At 70.1% G+C, this 16,288-nt stretch carries 14 protein-coding genes and 1 rRNA gene; 10 read left to right on the top strand and 5 right to left on the bottom strand.

What is annotated here, in order from left to right; genetic code table 11:
* Window positions 1-96: 96 nt before the first annotated feature.
* The 3 genes from KME66_RS34565 to KME66_RS18065 form a co-directional block, all read right to left on the bottom strand.
* Entirely contained in the window at window positions 97-375 is a 279-nt protein-coding gene (locus KME66_RS34565; RefSeq protein ID WP_367303630.1) for a hypothetical protein, read from the bottom strand.
* Between the two features lie 257 nt (window positions 376-632).
* Window positions 633-2,453: an alpha/beta hydrolase gene (locus KME66_RS18070; RefSeq protein WP_253208388.1), complete on the bottom strand. Its 1,821-nt coding sequence runs from the start codon at window positions 2,451-2,453 to the stop codon at window positions 633-635.
* Entirely contained in the window at window positions 2,450-2,821 is a 372-nt protein-coding gene (locus tag KME66_RS18065; RefSeq protein ID WP_253208387.1) for a hypothetical protein, read from the bottom strand. The genes KME66_RS18070 and KME66_RS18065 overlap by 4 nt, the downstream gene beginning before the upstream one ends.
* 814 nt (window positions 2,822-3,635) lie before the next feature.
* On the opposite strand from KME66_RS18065, the gene KME66_RS18060 reads away from it, so the two are divergent.
* From KME66_RS18060 to KME66_RS18035, 6 genes are all read left to right on the top strand, one after another.
* The gene (locus tag KME66_RS18060) at window positions 3,636-3,944 is read left to right on the top strand and encodes a hypothetical protein (protein WP_003968086.1); all 309 of its coding nucleotides are present in this window, start codon (window positions 3,636-3,638) and stop codon (window positions 3,942-3,944) included.
* Window positions 3,945-4,125: 181 nt separating this feature from the next.
* Complete coding sequence (locus tag KME66_RS18055) at window positions 4,126-4,995, top strand: hypothetical protein (protein ID WP_216323737.1); 870 nt, start codon at window positions 4,126-4,128, stop codon at window positions 4,993-4,995.
* On the top strand, window positions 4,985-6,379 hold the full coding sequence (locus tag KME66_RS18050) for a hypothetical protein (protein ID WP_216323734.1): 1,395 nt from the start codon (window positions 4,985-4,987) through the stop codon (window positions 6,377-6,379). The genes KME66_RS18055 and KME66_RS18050 overlap by 11 nt, the downstream gene beginning before the upstream one ends.
* Window positions 6,376-7,926 carry an SCO6880 family protein gene (locus tag KME66_RS18045; RefSeq protein ID WP_216323731.1) on the top strand — a complete coding sequence of 517 codons (1,551 nt, stop codon included), beginning with the start codon at window positions 6,376-6,378 and terminating at the stop codon, window positions 7,924-7,926. Before KME66_RS18050 ends, KME66_RS18045 begins: the two co-directional genes overlap by 4 nt.
* Before the next feature lie 94 nt (window positions 7,927-8,020).
* Window positions 8,021-9,448, top strand: a complete 1,428-nt coding sequence (locus KME66_RS18040) for an ATP-binding protein (RefSeq protein WP_073226312.1) — start codon at window positions 8,021-8,023, stop codon at window positions 9,446-9,448.
* A 1-nt stretch (window position 9,449) separates the two neighbouring features.
* Entirely contained in the window at window positions 9,450-11,114 is a 1,665-nt protein-coding gene (locus tag KME66_RS18035) for a type IV secretory system conjugative DNA transfer family protein (protein WP_216323728.1), read from the top strand.
* Between the two features lie 159 nt (window positions 11,115-11,273).
* Here KME66_RS18035 and KME66_RS18030 read toward each other — a convergent pair whose 3' ends face one another.
* Window positions 11,274-11,843, bottom strand: coding sequence for a GNAT family N-acetyltransferase (locus tag KME66_RS18030; RefSeq protein ID WP_216323725.1), 570 nt, complete (start codon window positions 11,841-11,843; stop codon window positions 11,274-11,276).
* Window positions 11,844-12,153: 310 nt separating this feature from the next.
* Between KME66_RS18030 and KME66_RS18025 the strand changes: the two genes are divergently transcribed.
* The 4 genes from KME66_RS18025 (at window position 12,154) to KME66_RS18010 (ending at window position 16,041) form a co-directional block, all read left to right on the top strand.
* Window positions 12,154-13,149, top strand: coding sequence for an ABC transporter ATP-binding protein (locus tag KME66_RS18025; protein ID WP_253208386.1), 996 nt, complete (start codon window positions 12,154-12,156; stop codon window positions 13,147-13,149).
* Entirely contained in the window at window positions 13,146-13,940 is a 795-nt protein-coding gene (locus KME66_RS18020) for an ABC transporter permease (protein ID WP_216323722.1), read from the top strand. Before KME66_RS18025 ends, KME66_RS18020 begins: the two co-directional genes overlap by 4 nt.
* Before the next feature lie 218 nt (window positions 13,941-14,158).
* Window positions 14,159-15,379, top strand: coding sequence for a sensor histidine kinase (locus KME66_RS18015; protein WP_216329437.1), 1,221 nt, complete (start codon window positions 14,159-14,161; stop codon window positions 15,377-15,379).
* Window positions 15,376-16,041: a response regulator transcription factor gene (locus KME66_RS18010; protein ID WP_216323719.1), complete on the top strand. Its 666-nt coding sequence runs from the start codon at window positions 15,376-15,378 to the stop codon at window positions 16,039-16,041. Before KME66_RS18015 ends, KME66_RS18010 begins: the two co-directional genes overlap by 4 nt.
* Window positions 16,042-16,141: 100 nt before the next feature.
* Here the strand turns inward: KME66_RS18010 and rrf are convergent.
* Window positions 16,142-16,258 (bottom strand): 5S ribosomal RNA (gene rrf, locus KME66_RS18005).
* Between the last annotated feature and the right edge of the window lie 30 nt (window positions 16,259-16,288).

Here is a 16,288-nt window from a genome sequence, read left to right as displayed (position 1 = left end):
GCGACCACATGGACGAGGGAGGCGACATGGGCCCCAGGGCCCAATGCGGGGCTCAAAGCCCCTGGTTGGCAGTGAAGTTGAGCCATCGTGGCCAGATCAGGACCCGGTTGCCGACCAGAACTCGGAGTGGATGTTGGGGCGGGGGATGAACTCCGCGTCGGGGGCGAGATGCGCGGTGGCCGGGCTGGTGGAATCGGCCACCTCGGAGTGGCGGACGCAGGGGCTGTCGACGTCGAAGTGCACTTGGCCCTTGTCGGCGACAGTCAGGCTTACCTGAAATCCATCGCGAGTCCGCACGAAGATCGCGGGGGCGTCGACATGACTGTTGACGGCTGTCACGCGGTAGCCGCTCTTCCGCCAGAACCTGTCCACCACGCCTAGCAAGCTACCTCGCCGTTGGGGCGACACCACTGTCATGACTGTTCGCCTGCGAGTGACGACGCAACCCCCCGTCGTGGTCGGGCCATGCACCCAACGCACACCTGGCTCGATTTCGCCCAGAACACGGTCGAGCATCTCATCCGCGCGCTCAGCGGCATCCTGCATATCCATACCTTCACTCCGCCCCTCGGCGCACCCCGCCAGCAGAAAGCTCACCAGAAGAAGCGAAACCATCGATTGAAATCGGGCCATCAACGCGGCACTTCCCTCTTGATTCTTTCCGCATGCCCCACAGCGATCAGTGCCATATTTTCGACCGACGCCCTGTCGATTTCAGGATCGAAGTACTCCGAATGCGCATCGACATTAAGCTTTCCCTGTCCGATCAAAGGTGGCCCATCCCCCACCTCGAAACGCCTTGCCCCGAACGCTTCACTGGCCGGGTCCTTGCCGAACCAGATGTCATCGTCCCCTCTGTCGGCCAGGTCGCCGAAGACATAGGAAGCCGCAGGGCCGCCGTATAACGTCCCCACCGCCCCGACCGCAAACTCCTCCCGGGATGGCATTTTCGTCACGATGTCGTTGGCAGCCGCTCCAACGAACACATGCTCCCTCCCGACACCCAGATCGTCGGCACTATTCACGCCCACGCCGGGGCTTCCGACGAAAACAATATCGTCTACACCTGGAATACCACCTTCTCCCTGGGCAGCAGCACCCACCGTCCGAGATCCATAAGAGTGACCAATGGCCGTCATATGCGGATCCGCGTTTTGATTGGCCACTTGCATACCGTTCATGAACTCACGGAAAGCCAAGCCACCTTCGTTCGCCCTGCCCCCTCCAGCAACAGCTAGGCTCCCACGCCCGTCCGGCGACTGCGGTGCGTCATATCCGAGCCAAGTGATCACAGCAGTCGGTGCTCCGTGTCGATTCGCCGTAATGGAAAGATCACGCGCTCGCTTCAGATCCCCGTCGGCAAAATCCTCGTCCAACGAAGTATTCAACCCCGGCACATAAGCTGCCACATTCCGCGCCGTATCCGGATTCCCGTACGACACGATCGCCCGGCCGTTCCCCTGATCCCCGATCCCGAGCAAGTACATCGGCGGCTCCCCCGCCTTCGGCCCCGCCCGCAGCTGCCGGTCGATCTCCCGCAGCGCCGCGAGCTTGGTCGCCGCATCGTCGTCGTCCCGCCCCGACAGCTTCCCCATCAGCAGCTGAAGGTTGTCCCGGTTCGCCGCGTCCCTGACCAGGGCCGGAATCCCGTCCAGGTTGCCGATCCGGTCCGGGTACACCGCGAGGTACTCCTCGCGCTGTTCGTCCGTCAGGCCGGCCCACCATGCCTTGCGTTCCGCCGGACTCGCATCGTGCGGGATCGCGTCTCTCAGGTAGCCGCGCGCCGCAGCCCGCACCGCCGCGGCATCGGCCGCCGCGTCGGTCCACGTCGCCACCGGAACACCCAGCCCCTCGTGCGCCTTCAGCGACCGCAGGATCCTGGTGTACCGCCAGTCCGCATCGGCCGCCGCCCGCACCGCCTGGGCCACCCGGTCCGCGATGTCCTGAGCCTTGCCCGCGTTCGGGTTGGGCGCGACGAGCCCCGAAGACGGGACCATGCCCGGGTTCGGGACCCCCGACACCGTCCCACCCGCCAACGGCTTCCCGTCGACCACCCCCTCGCCCGCCGCCGGATACGTCACCGAACCATCCGCGTGCACCGTGAACCTCGACGCCGCCGCATCGTCCAGCGCCCCCTGCAACACCCGCTGCTGGGTCTTGATCTCATGGGCGAGACTGTTCAGCGTGGTCCGCAGCAGTCCGCACTCGGTGTAGATGTACTGGAAGTTCTTCCCCAGCCTCCGCAGTCCTCTCACGGCCGCGTCCGGCGCCTCCCCCTTCTGCGTATCGCGAAGCCCCGGCAGGAGCTGCCCCTCGATACGGTCGCGGGCCGCGTCCGCCCGGTTGCTGACCCGTCCCCAGCCGTCCGCCGCCTGCTCCAGTTCGGCACACTTCACCTCACGTAACGCCGACCAGGTCAGAACGGAAATCCCCCCACCGCTCCGCCCGCTCACCGCACACCACCGACGCCGGGCGTCCTCACTCCGTCGAAGCCGCTCCTCACCGCCTCGTTCGCCTGCGCCTGGACCTGGACGACCGCACGCATCTTCCCGCCGAGGCTCCCGCATTCCCGACGCGCGTCCTGAATCCGGCGCTCCCACGAGGCCCGCACAGCGGCCAGTTCCGCCAGCGCGGACAGCGCTCCGGCCCCGGCGGTCACGCCTTGGTGCGCCACCTCCAGTTCACCCTTCACCGGGCCGAGGAGCGTGACCAGCTGGTCGGCCCCACCGGCGGCCCGCAGCCACGGACCACGACTGTGCCGGAGATCCCCTGTCCTGACCTCGCCCCCCGATCCTGCGGAAACCCGCGGTTCGGCCGACATACCCACCGCCCCTTCGACACCCCGCGGTCCGGCCGACGCACCCGCAGACCCTTCGGCACCCGCCGGTCCGGCCCCGGCCCCCGCCCGCTCCAGGGCATCATCCGGCTGCCCGGCCACGGTCACTCCGCCCACACCGCTCACCCCGTTCTCCTGATCGTGGAGCGGCACTGTGCCAAATCCGCCGTACGCGACATGCCGGATACCAGCACGCGTGGCCCCGGCGCCCGACCCATCCGGTCCCCGGGATTCCCGGCCGGGGCAACGAGAGGTCCCGTTCCGGCGAAGCCGACCCGGTTCACCCGAACGAAGGGGGAGGCGGACACGGGCACACACCCCGGCGCACCGCGGCGCCCCCGACCCCGACCCCAGGCCGGGCCCCGGCTCCACGCCCCAGCCCCGCGCCCGGTCCCGGCTCCCGGCCCCACCGGACCGACCGGACCTACCGGGCGGCACCCGGCGCACCGTTCCCCCGCACACGACGGGCGATGCATCGAACGGGATGCCGACCGGCGCACCAACGGCTCTCGAACGGCGCATACGAACACGCCGTGCCCCGCGAACGCTGCGACCGCATCAGAACCCATGGCCACCGTCGTTGCTCCTGGTCACAGCCCGTGATACACAGAGTAACCAGTCATACACACGAGGAGTGGACGAGCCGCAGGTCAGGGCGGCCGCCCCGGTCAAGCGTGCGAGATCCGGGTAAAGAGACCCGGGAAGGCGTCGTGCGAGCACGGTTTCATCAGCGAAGATAGAAGGCGACCCATGCCGGACGGCACGGGCGGCGAACTACCCAACAGGGGCGGTGACTTACATGATCCTGGCAGCAGAGAAGGGCGACATCACCACCATCATCGGCGGAATCGCCCCGGACTGGGGGCCGTTCGGGACGCTGGGAAACGAGGCGCGCATCATGATCGAGGTGGTGATGGCCATCGCCATCCTGCTCTGCCTCGGCATCGCGATCTGGGGTGCCGCGAAGCAGCGCATCGGAGCGACGGCACTGCGCGACACCTTCAGCGCGGAGCAGGGCAAGGGCCTGATCGTGGCAGGCCTGACAGGGGTCTTCATCATCGGCTCCCTCGGAACCCTGTTCACCATCGTGTACGGAATGGCCGTCTGACCCACCGTCGGCCGACTCCCACCGGGCCGTCCCCGCCCGCTCCCCACCATCCGTCCGTCGTGCCCACCGGCTGAGGTTGCGTTTCCCTGATGTCAAGTCACCACACCGCGTTCGAGCGGCACCCAGCACAGCTACCGTCGGCCTGCGCGGATCCGCACACGACCGAGGGGGCGAGCGCGGCATGAGTCCCGGTGACGAGCACGACTACCGCGGCAGGGATCAGGGGGGCCGCGGTGACGACCCGTACAGCACGCTCGGCGGCACCCGTCAGACCCGTACCCGTCTCCCCGACGGAGACCCGGGCGACCCTCACGCGCGCCGCCCTGTCCGCAACTCCCGCTCGCTCGTGATGGTCACGGGCGTCGTCGTCCTGCTCGTCGCCGCCATCGCCTTCGCCAACCGGGGCGGTGGCAGCGACGACGACGCGTCCCCGGGCGGCAAGAGTTCGAGGGCGGCGGGAAGCGCCCCCACCGCGGCCACCGGCACCAAGCCCGTCGAAGGCAAGAACGGAACGATCCCCTCCGGCTTCGCCCGCGACGAGCAGGGGGCCCAGAGCGCGGCGGCGAACTACGCGGTGGCGCTGGGTTCGGCGGAGATGTTCACGAAGGAGAGCCGCCACCGCATTCTCGACACCGTCTACTCCCCCGCGGCGGCGGAGGAACTGCGGTCGCCCCAGGACCGGGCCTACTCGGCCGAGTTCCTCTCACTCCTCGGTCTCGACCCCGACGGCAAGGCCCCGCAGGGCAGCACCTTCATCTCACGGACCGTTCCGGTGGGCACGAAGGTGCTGGCATTCGAGAACGACACCGCCAAGGTAGCCGTCTGGTACACCGGGCTCCTCGGCATGTCCGGCGAGGACTCCACCAAGCCCGTGAGCACCACCTGGAAGACATGGACCGCTGACCTGTCATGGTCGGACGGTGACTGGAAGGTGACCAGCGCCTCCGAGAGCGACGGCCCGGCGCCCGTCCCCGGCGATGTCGCGGCTTCGAAGTCCGACACGATCAGCAAGGCCGTAGAAGAGTACGGAGGCTTCACTTATGCCAGGTGACCCCAAGTACCGCTTCCGTTCGGTGGCGACCTCGCTGATCGGACTGCAGGCAGCCGCGCTGGCGTTCGCCGGACGTGCCGCCGCGGACCCGACCCCGACCCCGAGCCCGACCCCGACCCCTTCACCGAGCGCCAACGAAGACTGCAGCCTGCTGTTCGGCGAGGTCAAGAAGTTCTGCGAGGAAGGGGACGGCGCGAGCAGTCCCGGCAGCGTCCCCGGATCTCCCGACCCCGCGGAGTCCCTCGACCCCCTCTCCTCCCTGGCCCGAGGCTGCGCCGACGCCGCCTCCTGGATCGTCGGCAAGCTCAGCGAGGCCGTCGACTCCACCGCCAACGTGGACTTCACGAACCCGAAGTTCCTCCAGCAGTACGCCGTCATCTTCGCGGCCTCCACCATCCTCACCCTCGTCCTCTGGCTCCTCGCGGTCGCCAAGCGGGCCATCCGCGGCGTCCCCCTCACCACCGCGATCTCCGAGGCCGTCGGCTTCCTCTGGCTCACCGTCCTCGCCTCCGCCTTCACCCCGCTGATCCTCTACACGATCGTCTCCGCCACCGACGGCGTCACCGAGATCATCTCCTCCGCCACCGGCGGCCAGACCGACGTCTTCTTCGGCTCGTTCGCCGAAGCGCTCAAGAAGGGCGAGGACATCGGCGGCGGCCCCATCATGCTGATCGTCGTCTCGCTCGTCTCGATCCTCGCCGCCGGCATCCTGTGGCTGGAGCTCGTCATCCGCGCCGCGCTGCTCTACGTCGGCGCGCTCCTCGGGATCGTCGTCTACGCCGGACTCGTCGACAAGAACATGTGGGGCCACGTCCGCCGCTGGGCCGGCATCATGATCGCGGTGATCATGGTCAAGCCGGTCATCGTCATCGTCCTCGGCCTCGCCGGCGCACTCTCCTCGGGCGACGGCCCCGACGCCTTCTCCGCCGTCGTCTCCGGCCTCTCCATCATCCTCCTGGCCATCTTCGCCTCCGCCATGATCTACCGCTTCGTCCCCGGCTTCGGCGACGAGATCCAGGGCGCCCGCACCAACCGCAAGCAGGCCACCGACGGCTCCCAGGCCGCCGCCCTCATCAGCTCCCCCGCCGCCCTCGTCTCCCAGGGCATCAAGACCCACAGCGGCCGCAACGACCAGAACAGCGGCGGAGGCGGCGCCCGCCCCGCCAACCCGGCCAGCGGCGGCGTCGCCGCGCACAGCTCCCGGACCTCCGGCGGAAGCGGAGGCGGCGGCGGGGCCGGCGGCGGATCTGTCCCCTCCGCCGCCCCCTCGCCCCGCAGCGGCTCCGCACCCACCTCCGCCACCCCCCACAGCAGCCGCTCCCCCCGAGGCGGAGGCGGCTTCGGCACCACAGGTAACTCGAGCACAGGAGGTGGAGGGCGTTGACGACCCAGTCCCACACGATGACGCCCCGCCGCACGTATCTCATCGGCCGCGCCCGGCCGAACGCGATCGTCGGCAAGAACCGCGAGACCGGCGAGATCGCCCTGATCATCGTCGGCGCGTTCCTCGGCATGATGAGCGGACTCCTCGTCCCCCTCCTCTCCCTCCGCATCGTCTGCCTCGTCGGCTTCCCGATGCTGGCCCTCGCCATCGTGTACGTCCCCTACAAGGGCCGCACCTTCTACAAGTGGTTCGAGATCAACCGCACCTTCAAGCGCTCCCTGCGCCGCGGCACCGCCTACCGCTCCGGCGCCATGGAGGCCGGTGTCCACGCCGACGGCCGCGAGGTGGAAATCGGCCCGCCCCCCGGCATCGGCCGGATCAGCTGGCTCGCCGCTCCCTTCGGCCCCGACGAGATCGCCGTACTCCTCCACGCCGACCGACGCACCGTCACCGCCGCCATCGAGATCGAGGGCCCCGGCGTCGGCCTCCGCGACAGCGAGGACCAGGAAGCCCTCGTCGACCGCTTCGGCACCCTCCTCAAGCACGTGGCCAACGGCGACGGCTTCGTCACCCGCCTCCAGATGCTCGCCCGCACCCTCCCCGCCGACCCCGACGCCCACGCCAAGGACGTCGCCCAGCGCGGCGACAAGGGCGCCCCCCACTGGCTGCAGGACTCCTACGATCAGCTCCAGTCCATGGTCTCCACCTCCAGCGAGCAGCACCGCGCGTACCTCGTCGCCTGCATGCACTACAGCCGCGAGCTCGCCGCCGAGGCCAACGCCATGGCCCGCGCCGCCCGCCCGCACGGCGGCCGGAAGCTCGACCGCGACGCCGGCCTCGCCGTCGTCATGGCCCGCGAGCTCACCGACATCTGCGCCCGCCTCGCCGAGGCCGACATCCGGGTCCGCCAGCCGCTCGGCCAGAGCCGGGTCGCCTCCCTCGTCCATTCCATGTACGACCCCGACCACCCCATCGACCACATCCAGGCCATGACCAAGCGCAACGCCTGGCCCGCCGAACTGGACGCGGTCGAGCCCACGTTCCTCCAGGCCAAGACCCGCGAGTCCACCACCCGTGCCCCCTGGTGCCACGCCACGGCCTGGGTGAAGGAGTGGCCGATGACCCCCGTCGGCGTCAACTTCCTCGCCCCGCTGCTCGTCCACACCCCCGACGTCATCCGCACCGTCGCCGTCTGCATGGACCTCGAACCCACCGAGATCGCCATCGAGCGCATGCTCACCGAGAAGACCAACGACGACGCCGAGGCCAGCCGCCAGGCCAAGATGAACCGCACGGTCGACCCCCGCGACATCGCCGCCCACGGCCGGCTCGACCAGCGGGGTGAAGATCTCGCCAGCGGTGCGGCCGGAGTGAACCTCGTGGGGTACATCACGGTGTCGTCCCGCTCACCCGAGGCCCTCGCCCGCGACAAGCGCACGATCCGCGCCTCGGCCGGCAAGTCGTATCTCAAGCTGGAGTGGTGCGACCGCGAACACCACCGCGCCTTCGTGAACACGCTCCCGTTCGCCACCGGCATCCGCCGCTGACACCACCCCCGCGTCCCGCCCGGCCACCACGTCCTTCGCCGCGTCACCACCGTCCACCCGCAGGAAGCACCCCAACCAGAGAGGGCACCCCACCATGCGTGACCCCCTGTCCGCATTGTCGGATGCCTTCACCTCCTTCCTCTTCGGCAAGGTGGAGACGACCCGCCTCCCCGTCCGTACGTCCACGGGCCAGGCCCAGGCCGTCTACCTCCCCACCGCCGCGCCGGGCCTCGGCGACTCCGGCGTGATCATCGGCCGCGAGGTCTACAGCGGCAAGGGCTACATCTACGACCCCTTCCAGCTGTACGGTCAGCAGCTCCCCGCCCCGCACTGGCTGGTCCTCGGCGAGTCCGGCAACGGCAAGTCGGCACTGGAGAAGACCTACGTCCTGCGCCAGCTCCGCTTCCGCGACCGCCAGGTCGTCGTCCTCGACGCCCAGGGCGAGGACGGCGTCGGCGAGTGGAACCTCATCGCCCAGGAGCTGGGGATAACTCCCATCCGCCTGGACCCGACCGCCGCCCTCAACGGCGGCATCCGCCTCAACCCCCTCGACCCCTCCATCACCACCACCGGCCAGCTCGCCCTGCTCCGCACGATCATCGAAGTCGCGATGGGCCACGGCCTCGACGAGCGTTCCGGCTTCGCGCTCAAAGTCGCCCACGCCTACGTCACCGCGACCATCACCGACCGCCAGCCGGTCCTGATGGACATCGTCGAGCAGCTCCGCCACCCCAAGCCCGAATCGGCAGAGGCGATGAACGTCGACATAGACGATGTACGGGCCTGGGGCCTGGACGTCGCCCTCGTCCTGGACCGGCTCGTCGACGGCGACCTGCGCGGCATGTTCGACGGGCCCACCACGGTCGGCATCGATCTCGACGCGCCCCTCATCGTCTTCGACCTCTCGCACATCGACCGCAACTCGATCGCGATGCCCATCCTGATGGCGATCGTCGGCGTCTGGCTGGAGCACACCTGGATCCGGCCCGACCGCAAGAAGCGCATCTTCCTGGTCGAGGAGGCGTGGCACATCATCAACTCCCCCTTCGTCGCGCAGCTCTTCCAGCGCCTGCTGAAGTTCGGCCGCCGCCTCGGACTCTCGTTCGTCGCCGTCGTCCACCACCTCAGCGACGTGGTGGACGGGGCAGCGGCGAAGGAAGCGGCGGCCATCCTCAAGATGGCCTCCACCCGCACGATCTACGCGCAGAAGACGGACGAGGCCAGAGCGACGGGCCGGGTGATCGGCCTGCCCCGGTGGGCCGTCGAGATCATCCCGACGCTCACCCCGGGCATCGCCGTCTGGGACGTCAACGGCAACGTGCAGGTCGTCAAGCACCTGATCACCGAGGCCGAACGCCCCCTGGTCTTCACGGACCGCGCCATGACCGAGGGATCGGCCGCCGACCCGGACGACCTGCTGCCCGATGACATCCGCGCCGCCGAGTGGGAGACGGAGCAGCGGGCGGCCCGGATCGAGCAACAGCAACGGACGAACGAGTCGTCAGAGTCCACGGTGGCCTGACATGGCACGGCAGCCGGCGCCGGGCCGGGGCAACGGTCCCGCCCGACACGACAACGGGTACGACAGCCGGTCCCGGGGCGGCGGGGGCATCCCGGACGGCCTACTGATCGGCCTCCTGGCCCTCCTCCTCGCGGCCACCCTGGTCACGTGGACGGCCACAGGCCTGGCCGGTCTCCTCTCCCACGGGGCCTGGCCGGACGGCGTGACGTTCATCCGCTCCCCGCTTGCCCTGCGCGAACTGGCCGCCACCCCCCAGGACCTCACCGCGGCCTGGCCGGAGACACCTCCGGCCCAGCTCTCGGGGTACGGCCTGTTCTGGGGCCTGTTCATCGGCGAACTGCTGGTGCTGCTGGTCCTCACGGTGTTCACGCTCGGGGTGGTGTCCCGTGGTCGTGCCGTACGGGAACGGCGCCGCGAGGAACGGGCCGTCGAGGCCCACCAGCCACCGCTCGCCCAGGACAAGCCGGCACAGACGACCCCCCGTCAAGAACAAGCACGGCTCCAGGCCCCCGCACAAACACAGGCCCACGCACAACCACAGGCACAACCACCGAAACAGGCCGAGGCACCCACACCCCCAGCACACCCAGCGCCCCCAGCACTCCCCGGAACCCCAACGGCACCACCCCCACCAGCAGTCCCCCACCCCCCATCCATCCCCCCTCACCCGGCCCAGGGAACGCCCCCTCCCCCCGAGCCGAACACGGCGCTTCTCCCCTCCCCCCGCACCCCTCTCCTCGTCTACGCCCCGGCCCCCACCCGGCGCCCCACCGTCGTGCAGGCGATCAAGGACGCCGAAGGCCCCGCCCTGGTCGTCACATCGGACCCCACGGTCTGGGCCGAGACGAAGGACGCCCGGGCCAAACTCGGCCCGGTCCTCGTCTACGACCCGGGCCACCTCTGCGACACCCCCGCCCGCCTCCACTGGTCGCCCACCGCAGGCTGCGAGCACCCCGACGCCGCCGCCGTCCGCGCCGCCGCACTGCTCGCCCCGGTCCGCCCGCAGGCCAGGATCGACGCGGCGATGGCGGACACGGCGCAGACGCTCCTCCAGTGCTGGCTGCACGCAGCCGCGGTGGACGGCCGCCCGTTCCGCCAGGTGGTCCGCTGGGCCTCCGGTTCCGCAGCCCACGAAGCGGTACGCCTCCTGCGGACGCACCCCGGGGCAGCGTCGGGACTCGCCGGACTCCTGGAGTCCGCACTCACGGCGTACCCGGAACGGCGCGAAGTGGCACAGGAGTTGACCGTACGGGCTTTCTCGGCGCTCTCCTCGGTGCACATCCGGGAGGCCTGCACGCCCAACCGGTCCGATGCGGCCGCGCTGGAATCTTTTGCCCGCGAAGGGGGAACGCTCTACCTGGTGGGCGATCCCATCGAGGATCCCCGCTCACAGCCGGGCGCGATGCCCCTCCTCACCGCGCTCGCCGCAGACGTGGTCGAGCACGGCCGCCGCATGGCCGCACGGTCAACCGACGGTCGGCTCGACCCACCAATGACGCTCGTCCTGGACGACGTCGCGGCCGTGGCGCCCCTTCCCCAGCTCCCGGAACTGCTGGCGACCGGCGAAATCCGGGGCATGCCGACCCTGGTGCTGCTCCGCTCCCGGGAACAGGGGCGCGCCCGCTGGCGGGAACCCCTGCACGCCCCGGCCCCGGGCATCGGCTGACCCAGCGGGAATCAGACCGGACAGGCTGGCCAGACCAGGAGGACGGACACACGGCGGACAAACCAGGAGGACGGACACACGGCGGGTAGACCCCAGCGGGAGAAAGACCGAGACCCCCAGCCCGCCGGCCACCCGCCACACCCCCGGCCAGGGCAGCGCCTACCCCTCCCGCCCAAGGACGTACTCCACCTCCTGCTCACCCCGGTCACCCGGAGCCGGAATCCGCTGCCCTGACGGGACGAAGCCGAACTTCCGGTAGAACGCGGCGGCCCGCGGGTTCTTCTCGTTCACATAGAGGCGCACCCGCTCCATCCGGGGCGCTGACAGCGACCAGGCCCACGCGACGGCCTCGCGGAACAACGCCTCGGTCACCCCGGTCCCCCGCACCTCGGGCCGGACGAACACACCGACCAGGTGCGCCTGGTCCACCGATGGAGCCTCCCCGAAGCGCACCTCGTCGTCCCGGCTGTCGACGAGCTCGACGAGTACGGTGACCGACCCCACCCACTCCCCCTCGGGCGACTCCGCGACGAACTGGCGGACCTGGCCGGGTCCGTCATCGGCGGCGTCGGCGGCGCGCTGCTGCCAGAACACGTCCGGCTTCGCCACCGCGTCCTCGTACGACTCCAGAAACGCCACCGGGGCCGCCGGATCCTGCAGAGCGTCCAACCGCAACTGCCTGACCTGCGGCCATTCGTCGGCCCGCACCACACGCGTCACATAGTCCATACCGCGATCCTCACCCGCACGCGTCCCACGCTCAACCGAGTAATCCACAGCACCGACACGAACCACCAGACACCGAACACCCACCCGGCTCCCAGCTCCCGGCTCCCAGCTCCCGGCTCCCGGCTCCCGGCTCCCGGCTCCCGGCTCCCGGCTCCCGGCTCCCGGCTCCCGGCTCCCGGCTCCCGGCTCCCGGCTCCCGGCAAAGCACTGCCACACCCCCACGCCCCGTCGTACCCGGGTACTACGCCCGCCCCCACATCCCGCCCCCGGTCGGACGACCGGCTGCGGCCGGCTCCGTAGCGTCCTCGGCATGATCACAGCACACGGCCTCACCAAGCGGTACGGCGACAGAACCGTCGTCCGGGATCTCGACTTCACCGTCCGCCCCGGAACAGTCACCGGCTTCCTCGGCCCCAACGGCGCGGGCAAGTCCACCACGATGCGCATGCTCCTCGGCCTGGACAGCCCGACGCGGGGCCGCTCCACCGTCAACGGCCGCTCCTACGTCATCCACCCCGCGCCCCTCACCCAGGTCGGCGCCCTGCTGGAGGCCCGCTCCGTCCACCCCGGCCGGTCCGCCTTCCACCACCTGATGGCCCTCGCGCACACCCACGGCATCCCACGCCGCCGCGTCGAGGAGGTCATCGACCTCGCCGGGCTGACCGACGCCGCCCACCGCAGGGTGAAAGGCTTCTCCCTCGGCATGGGCCAACGACTGGGCGTCGCCGCCGCGCTGCTCGGCGACCCCGCCACCGTCATCCTGGACGAACCGGTCAACGGCCTGGACCCCGAGGGAGTCCTGTGGATCCGTACCCTCCTGACCTCCCTCGCCGCCGAAGGCCGTACGGTCCTCGTCTCCTCCCACCTGATGAGCGAGATGGCCCTCACCGCAGACCATCTGATCGTCATCGGGCGCGGCAGACTCCTCGCCGACACCACGGTGGCCGAGCTGATCCGTTCGGCGGGCGGGGCGTCCGTCAGGGTCGTCACCCCGCAGCCGGAGGAACTGGAAGCCCGCCTCTCGGCCCCGAACGTGACCGTCACCGCGGCCCCCGGCCCCACCCCGGAAGCCCACGAACTCCTGATCCGAGGCGTGGACGCGGCACACATCGGACGGGTGGCCGCCACGCACGCGCTCACCCTGCACGAACTCACGCCACAGACCGTGTCGCTGGAGCAGGCGTTCATGGACCTCACACAGGAATCCGTCGAGCACCGGCCGCACCGACAACAACAGCAACAGCAACAGCAACGACTGCAACAACGACTGCACCGAACGACACCGACCACCGGAGAAGCAGCATGACGACCACTCACCCCACCGCCCCTTCGGCATACCGCATCACCCCGCGCCGCGTCATGCACGCGGAGTGGCACAAACTCCGTTCTCTGCGCTCCTCCTGGATCACCGTCATCGCGGCCGTCGTCATGGTGCTCGGCGTCGGCCTGATCATGGGCGCGACCTACACCTCCGGCGGCGGTGACTCCGACGTCGACACGGTCGTCCTGTCTCTGTACGGGAGCGTGCTCGCCCAGATCTTCCTGGTCGTCCTGGGCATCCTCATGACCGCCGGCGAGTACACGACCGGCATGATCCGCTCCTCCCTCACCGCCGTACCCGCCCGGCTCCCCGTCCTGTGGGCCAAGGCCGCCGTCTTCACCGGCACGGTCTTCTCGGTCATGCTCGTCACGGCGGTGGTCACGTTCGCCGCGGCGCAGGCGTTCCTCCAGGACACCGACCAGGCCGCCTCGTTCACCGACCCGGGCGTCCTACGCGCCCTGACGGGCAACGCCGGAGCGCTCACCCTGCTGGGCCTGCTCGCTCTCGGCCTCGGCGCACTGCTGCGCTCCGTGCCAGGCGCGATCGGCGCGTTCATCGGCGGGATCATGATCCTGCCGGAGATCCTCGGGATGCTCCCGTACGGCATCGTCGAGCGCGCGATCATGTACTTCCCCACCCAGGCCGCCGGAGCCCTCGGCTCCGCCACCCCCATCCCCGGCACCATCTCCCCCGGCCCCGCCCTGCTCGCCCTCTCCCTGTGGACGGGTACGACACTGGCCGCGGCGGCGCTGACACTCAAGCGCCGCGATGTCTGACCCCGAGGAGCGACCAGGTGAGCACCGAGCCGAGGCCCCAGAACCAGCACAGGTACCGGGACTGGGACAGGGACCGGGACCGGGACACGGACAGCGAAACGGCTGAGGACAGCGGTCAGGACAGGGCCGGGGACAGAGCCAGGGCCAGCGGCCACGGTCGGCGGCGGGACCGCGGTCAGGACCGGCGCACCGAAGGCACGGTTCCTCCCCCCACCCGGATCGTCCGCGACGGCCTGGACCGGCTCCGCGCCTTCGACCGCCGCCGGCCACGAGTCTGGGACGCGGCGGTGACCGGGTGCTGGACCGTGGCCGCGGTGCTCGACTACACCTCCGGCGGCTGGCGGACCACCGCGCACGACGACGTCACGGCCTCCGAGTCCCTGGTGCTCCTGATGAGCCTGGGGTTCTCCCTGCCGCTGCTCTGGCGCCGCACGCACCCCCTGGCCGTACTCCTGCTCATGACACCGGTATCCGTGGTCAACATCTGGACGGGGGCCGTGGTGCAGGCCTCCCTCCTCCAGCTGATCCCGGTCTTCCAGATCGTCCTGCGCTCCTCGTTCCGTACGGTCGCGGCATCGGCCCTCCTGTTCGTCGTCCCGGTCCTGTCGGGCGGCGTCCGCATCCCCTCCACCTGGGGTCAGGAAGTGGTCTCGTCCATCTGGGGCCTGGTCCTCGTCATCCTGCTGGGGATCGCGGTCCGCACACGGCGCGAGTACACCGAGGCCCTCGTCGAACGCGCCCACCGGCTGGAGCGTGAACGCGACCAGCAGGCGCGGCTCGCGGCCGCCGCCGAACGCACCCGTATCGCCCGGGAGATGCACGACATCATCGGCCACAACCTGTCCGTCATCACGGGGCTCGCGGACGGCGGAGCGTACGCGGCCCGGACGAGCCCGGAACGCGCGAGCCAGGCCCTCGAGGCCATCGGTACGACCAGCAGGCAGGCCCTGTCCGAACTCCGCCGCCTCCTCGGCGTCCTGCGCGACGACCACCCCGACGCCGAGCGCACCCCGCAGCCGACGCTCGATGATCTGGCTCCCCTCGTCGAACGCGTACGCAGGGCGGGGCTGCCCGTCCATCTGGAGCTGAACGGCGAACCCGGCCCGCGGCCCCTCACTCCGGGCCGCCAACTCACCGTGTACCGGGTGATCCAGGAGGCCCTGACCAACACCCTCAAGCACGCCACCGGCCCCACGTCCGCGACGGTGACCCTCACCCACTCATCCACGCATCTGGACGCCCGCGTCACCGACACCGGCACCGGAGCCGGCAGAACCGCGCCCGCGGATACGGAGGAAGCACCGTCGGCAGCCCAGGGCATCATGGGCATGCGGGAACGCGCCGCACTCTACGACGGCTGCCTGGAAGCGGGCCCACTGCCCGAGCACGCCGGATGGCAGGTAAAGCTCCGCCTTCCTCTGGAGGACACACACCCGTGACGACCGTACTCATCGCCGACGACCAGCCGATGCAACGCTTCGGGTTCCGCATGCTGTTGGAGAGCCAGGACGACATGACGGTGGTCGGCGAAGCGGGCAACGGCACCGAGGCCGTGCATCTGGTCGCCCGTCACCACCCGGACGTCGTGCTGATGGACATCCGCATGCCCGGTCTCGACGGCATCGAGGCCACCCGGCGCATCATCGCCTCGGGCGCCCGCACCCGCATTCTGATCGTCACGACGTTCGACCTCGACGCGTACGCGTACGACGGCCTGCGCGCCGGCGCCAGCGGCTTCCTGGTCAAGGACGCCCTGCCCGAGGAACTCCTCTCCGGTATCCGTGCCGTGGCCGTCGGCGACGCGGTGGTGGCCCCGACGCTGACCCGCCGACTCCTCGACGCGTACGTCCACCACCTCCCGGCCGTACCCGGCGCCCGGGTTGCCTCGGACCCGCGTATCACCGCCCTCACGGAACGGGAACGCGAGATCCTCACCGTGATGGGGCAGGGCTGGTCCAACACGGAGATCGCCGCCCGCCTCCACCTCGCCGAGTCCACCGTGAAGACACACGTCACCCGCATCCTCGCGAAGACCGGGGCAAGGGACCGCGTCCAGGCCGTCATCCTGGCCTACGACACCCGCCTGGTCACCCCGGCGTAGGCGGGGCCGGCGGTGCCGTGCCGGTCTGCGGGACCGGGACCGGGCCCGGAACGCAGAAAAGCCCCGCACCATCACGGTGCGGGGCTCTCCCACAATAATTGTTCGGCGGCGTCCTACTCTCCCACAGGGTCCCCCCTGCAGTACCATCGGCGCTGAAAGGCTTAGCTTCCGGGTTCGGAATGTAACCGGGCGTTTCCCTAACGCAATGACCACCGAAACACTATGAAACAATCAAACCAACCGGACA

Origin of the sequence: Streptomyces sp. YPW6 (assembly GCF_018866325.1) — a bacterium.
GTDB lineage: Bacteria > Actinomycetota > Actinomycetes > Streptomycetales > Streptomycetaceae > Streptomyces.
Note: the sequence above shows the minus strand (reverse complement) of the source record. Positions and strands in the feature narration are given on the sequence as shown.

What these genes read in the sequence shown, in the direction of transcription:
- KME66_RS18065 (WP_253208387.1), bottom strand. Translation starts at nt 2,821, where the DNA reads ATGTCGGCCGAACCGCGGGTTTCCGCAGGATCGGGGGGCGAGGTCAGG.
- KME66_RS18060 (WP_003968086.1), top strand. Translation starts at nt 3,636, where the DNA reads ATGATCCTGGCAGCAGAGAAGGGCGACATCACCACCATCATCGGCGGA.
- KME66_RS18055 (WP_216323737.1), top strand. Translation starts at nt 4,126, where the DNA reads ATGAGTCCCGGTGACGAGCACGACTACCGCGGCAGGGATCAGGGGGGC.
- KME66_RS18050 (WP_216323734.1), top strand. Translation starts at nt 4,985, where the DNA reads ATGCCAGGTGACCCCAAGTACCGCTTCCGTTCGGTGGCGACCTCGCTG.
- KME66_RS18040 (WP_073226312.1), top strand. Translation starts at nt 8,021, where the DNA reads ATGCGTGACCCCCTGTCCGCATTGTCGGATGCCTTCACCTCCTTCCTC.
- KME66_RS18035 (WP_216323728.1), top strand. Translation starts at nt 9,450, where the DNA reads ATGGCACGGCAGCCGGCGCCGGGCCGGGGCAACGGTCCCGCCCGACAC.
- KME66_RS18030 (WP_216323725.1), bottom strand. Translation starts at nt 11,843, where the DNA reads ATGGACTATGTGACGCGTGTGGTGCGGGCCGACGAATGGCCGCAGGTC.
- KME66_RS18025 (WP_253208386.1), top strand. Translation starts at nt 12,154, where the DNA reads ATGATCACAGCACACGGCCTCACCAAGCGGTACGGCGACAGAACCGTC.
- KME66_RS18020 (WP_216323722.1), top strand. Translation starts at nt 13,146, where the DNA reads ATGACGACCACTCACCCCACCGCCCCTTCGGCATACCGCATCACCCCG.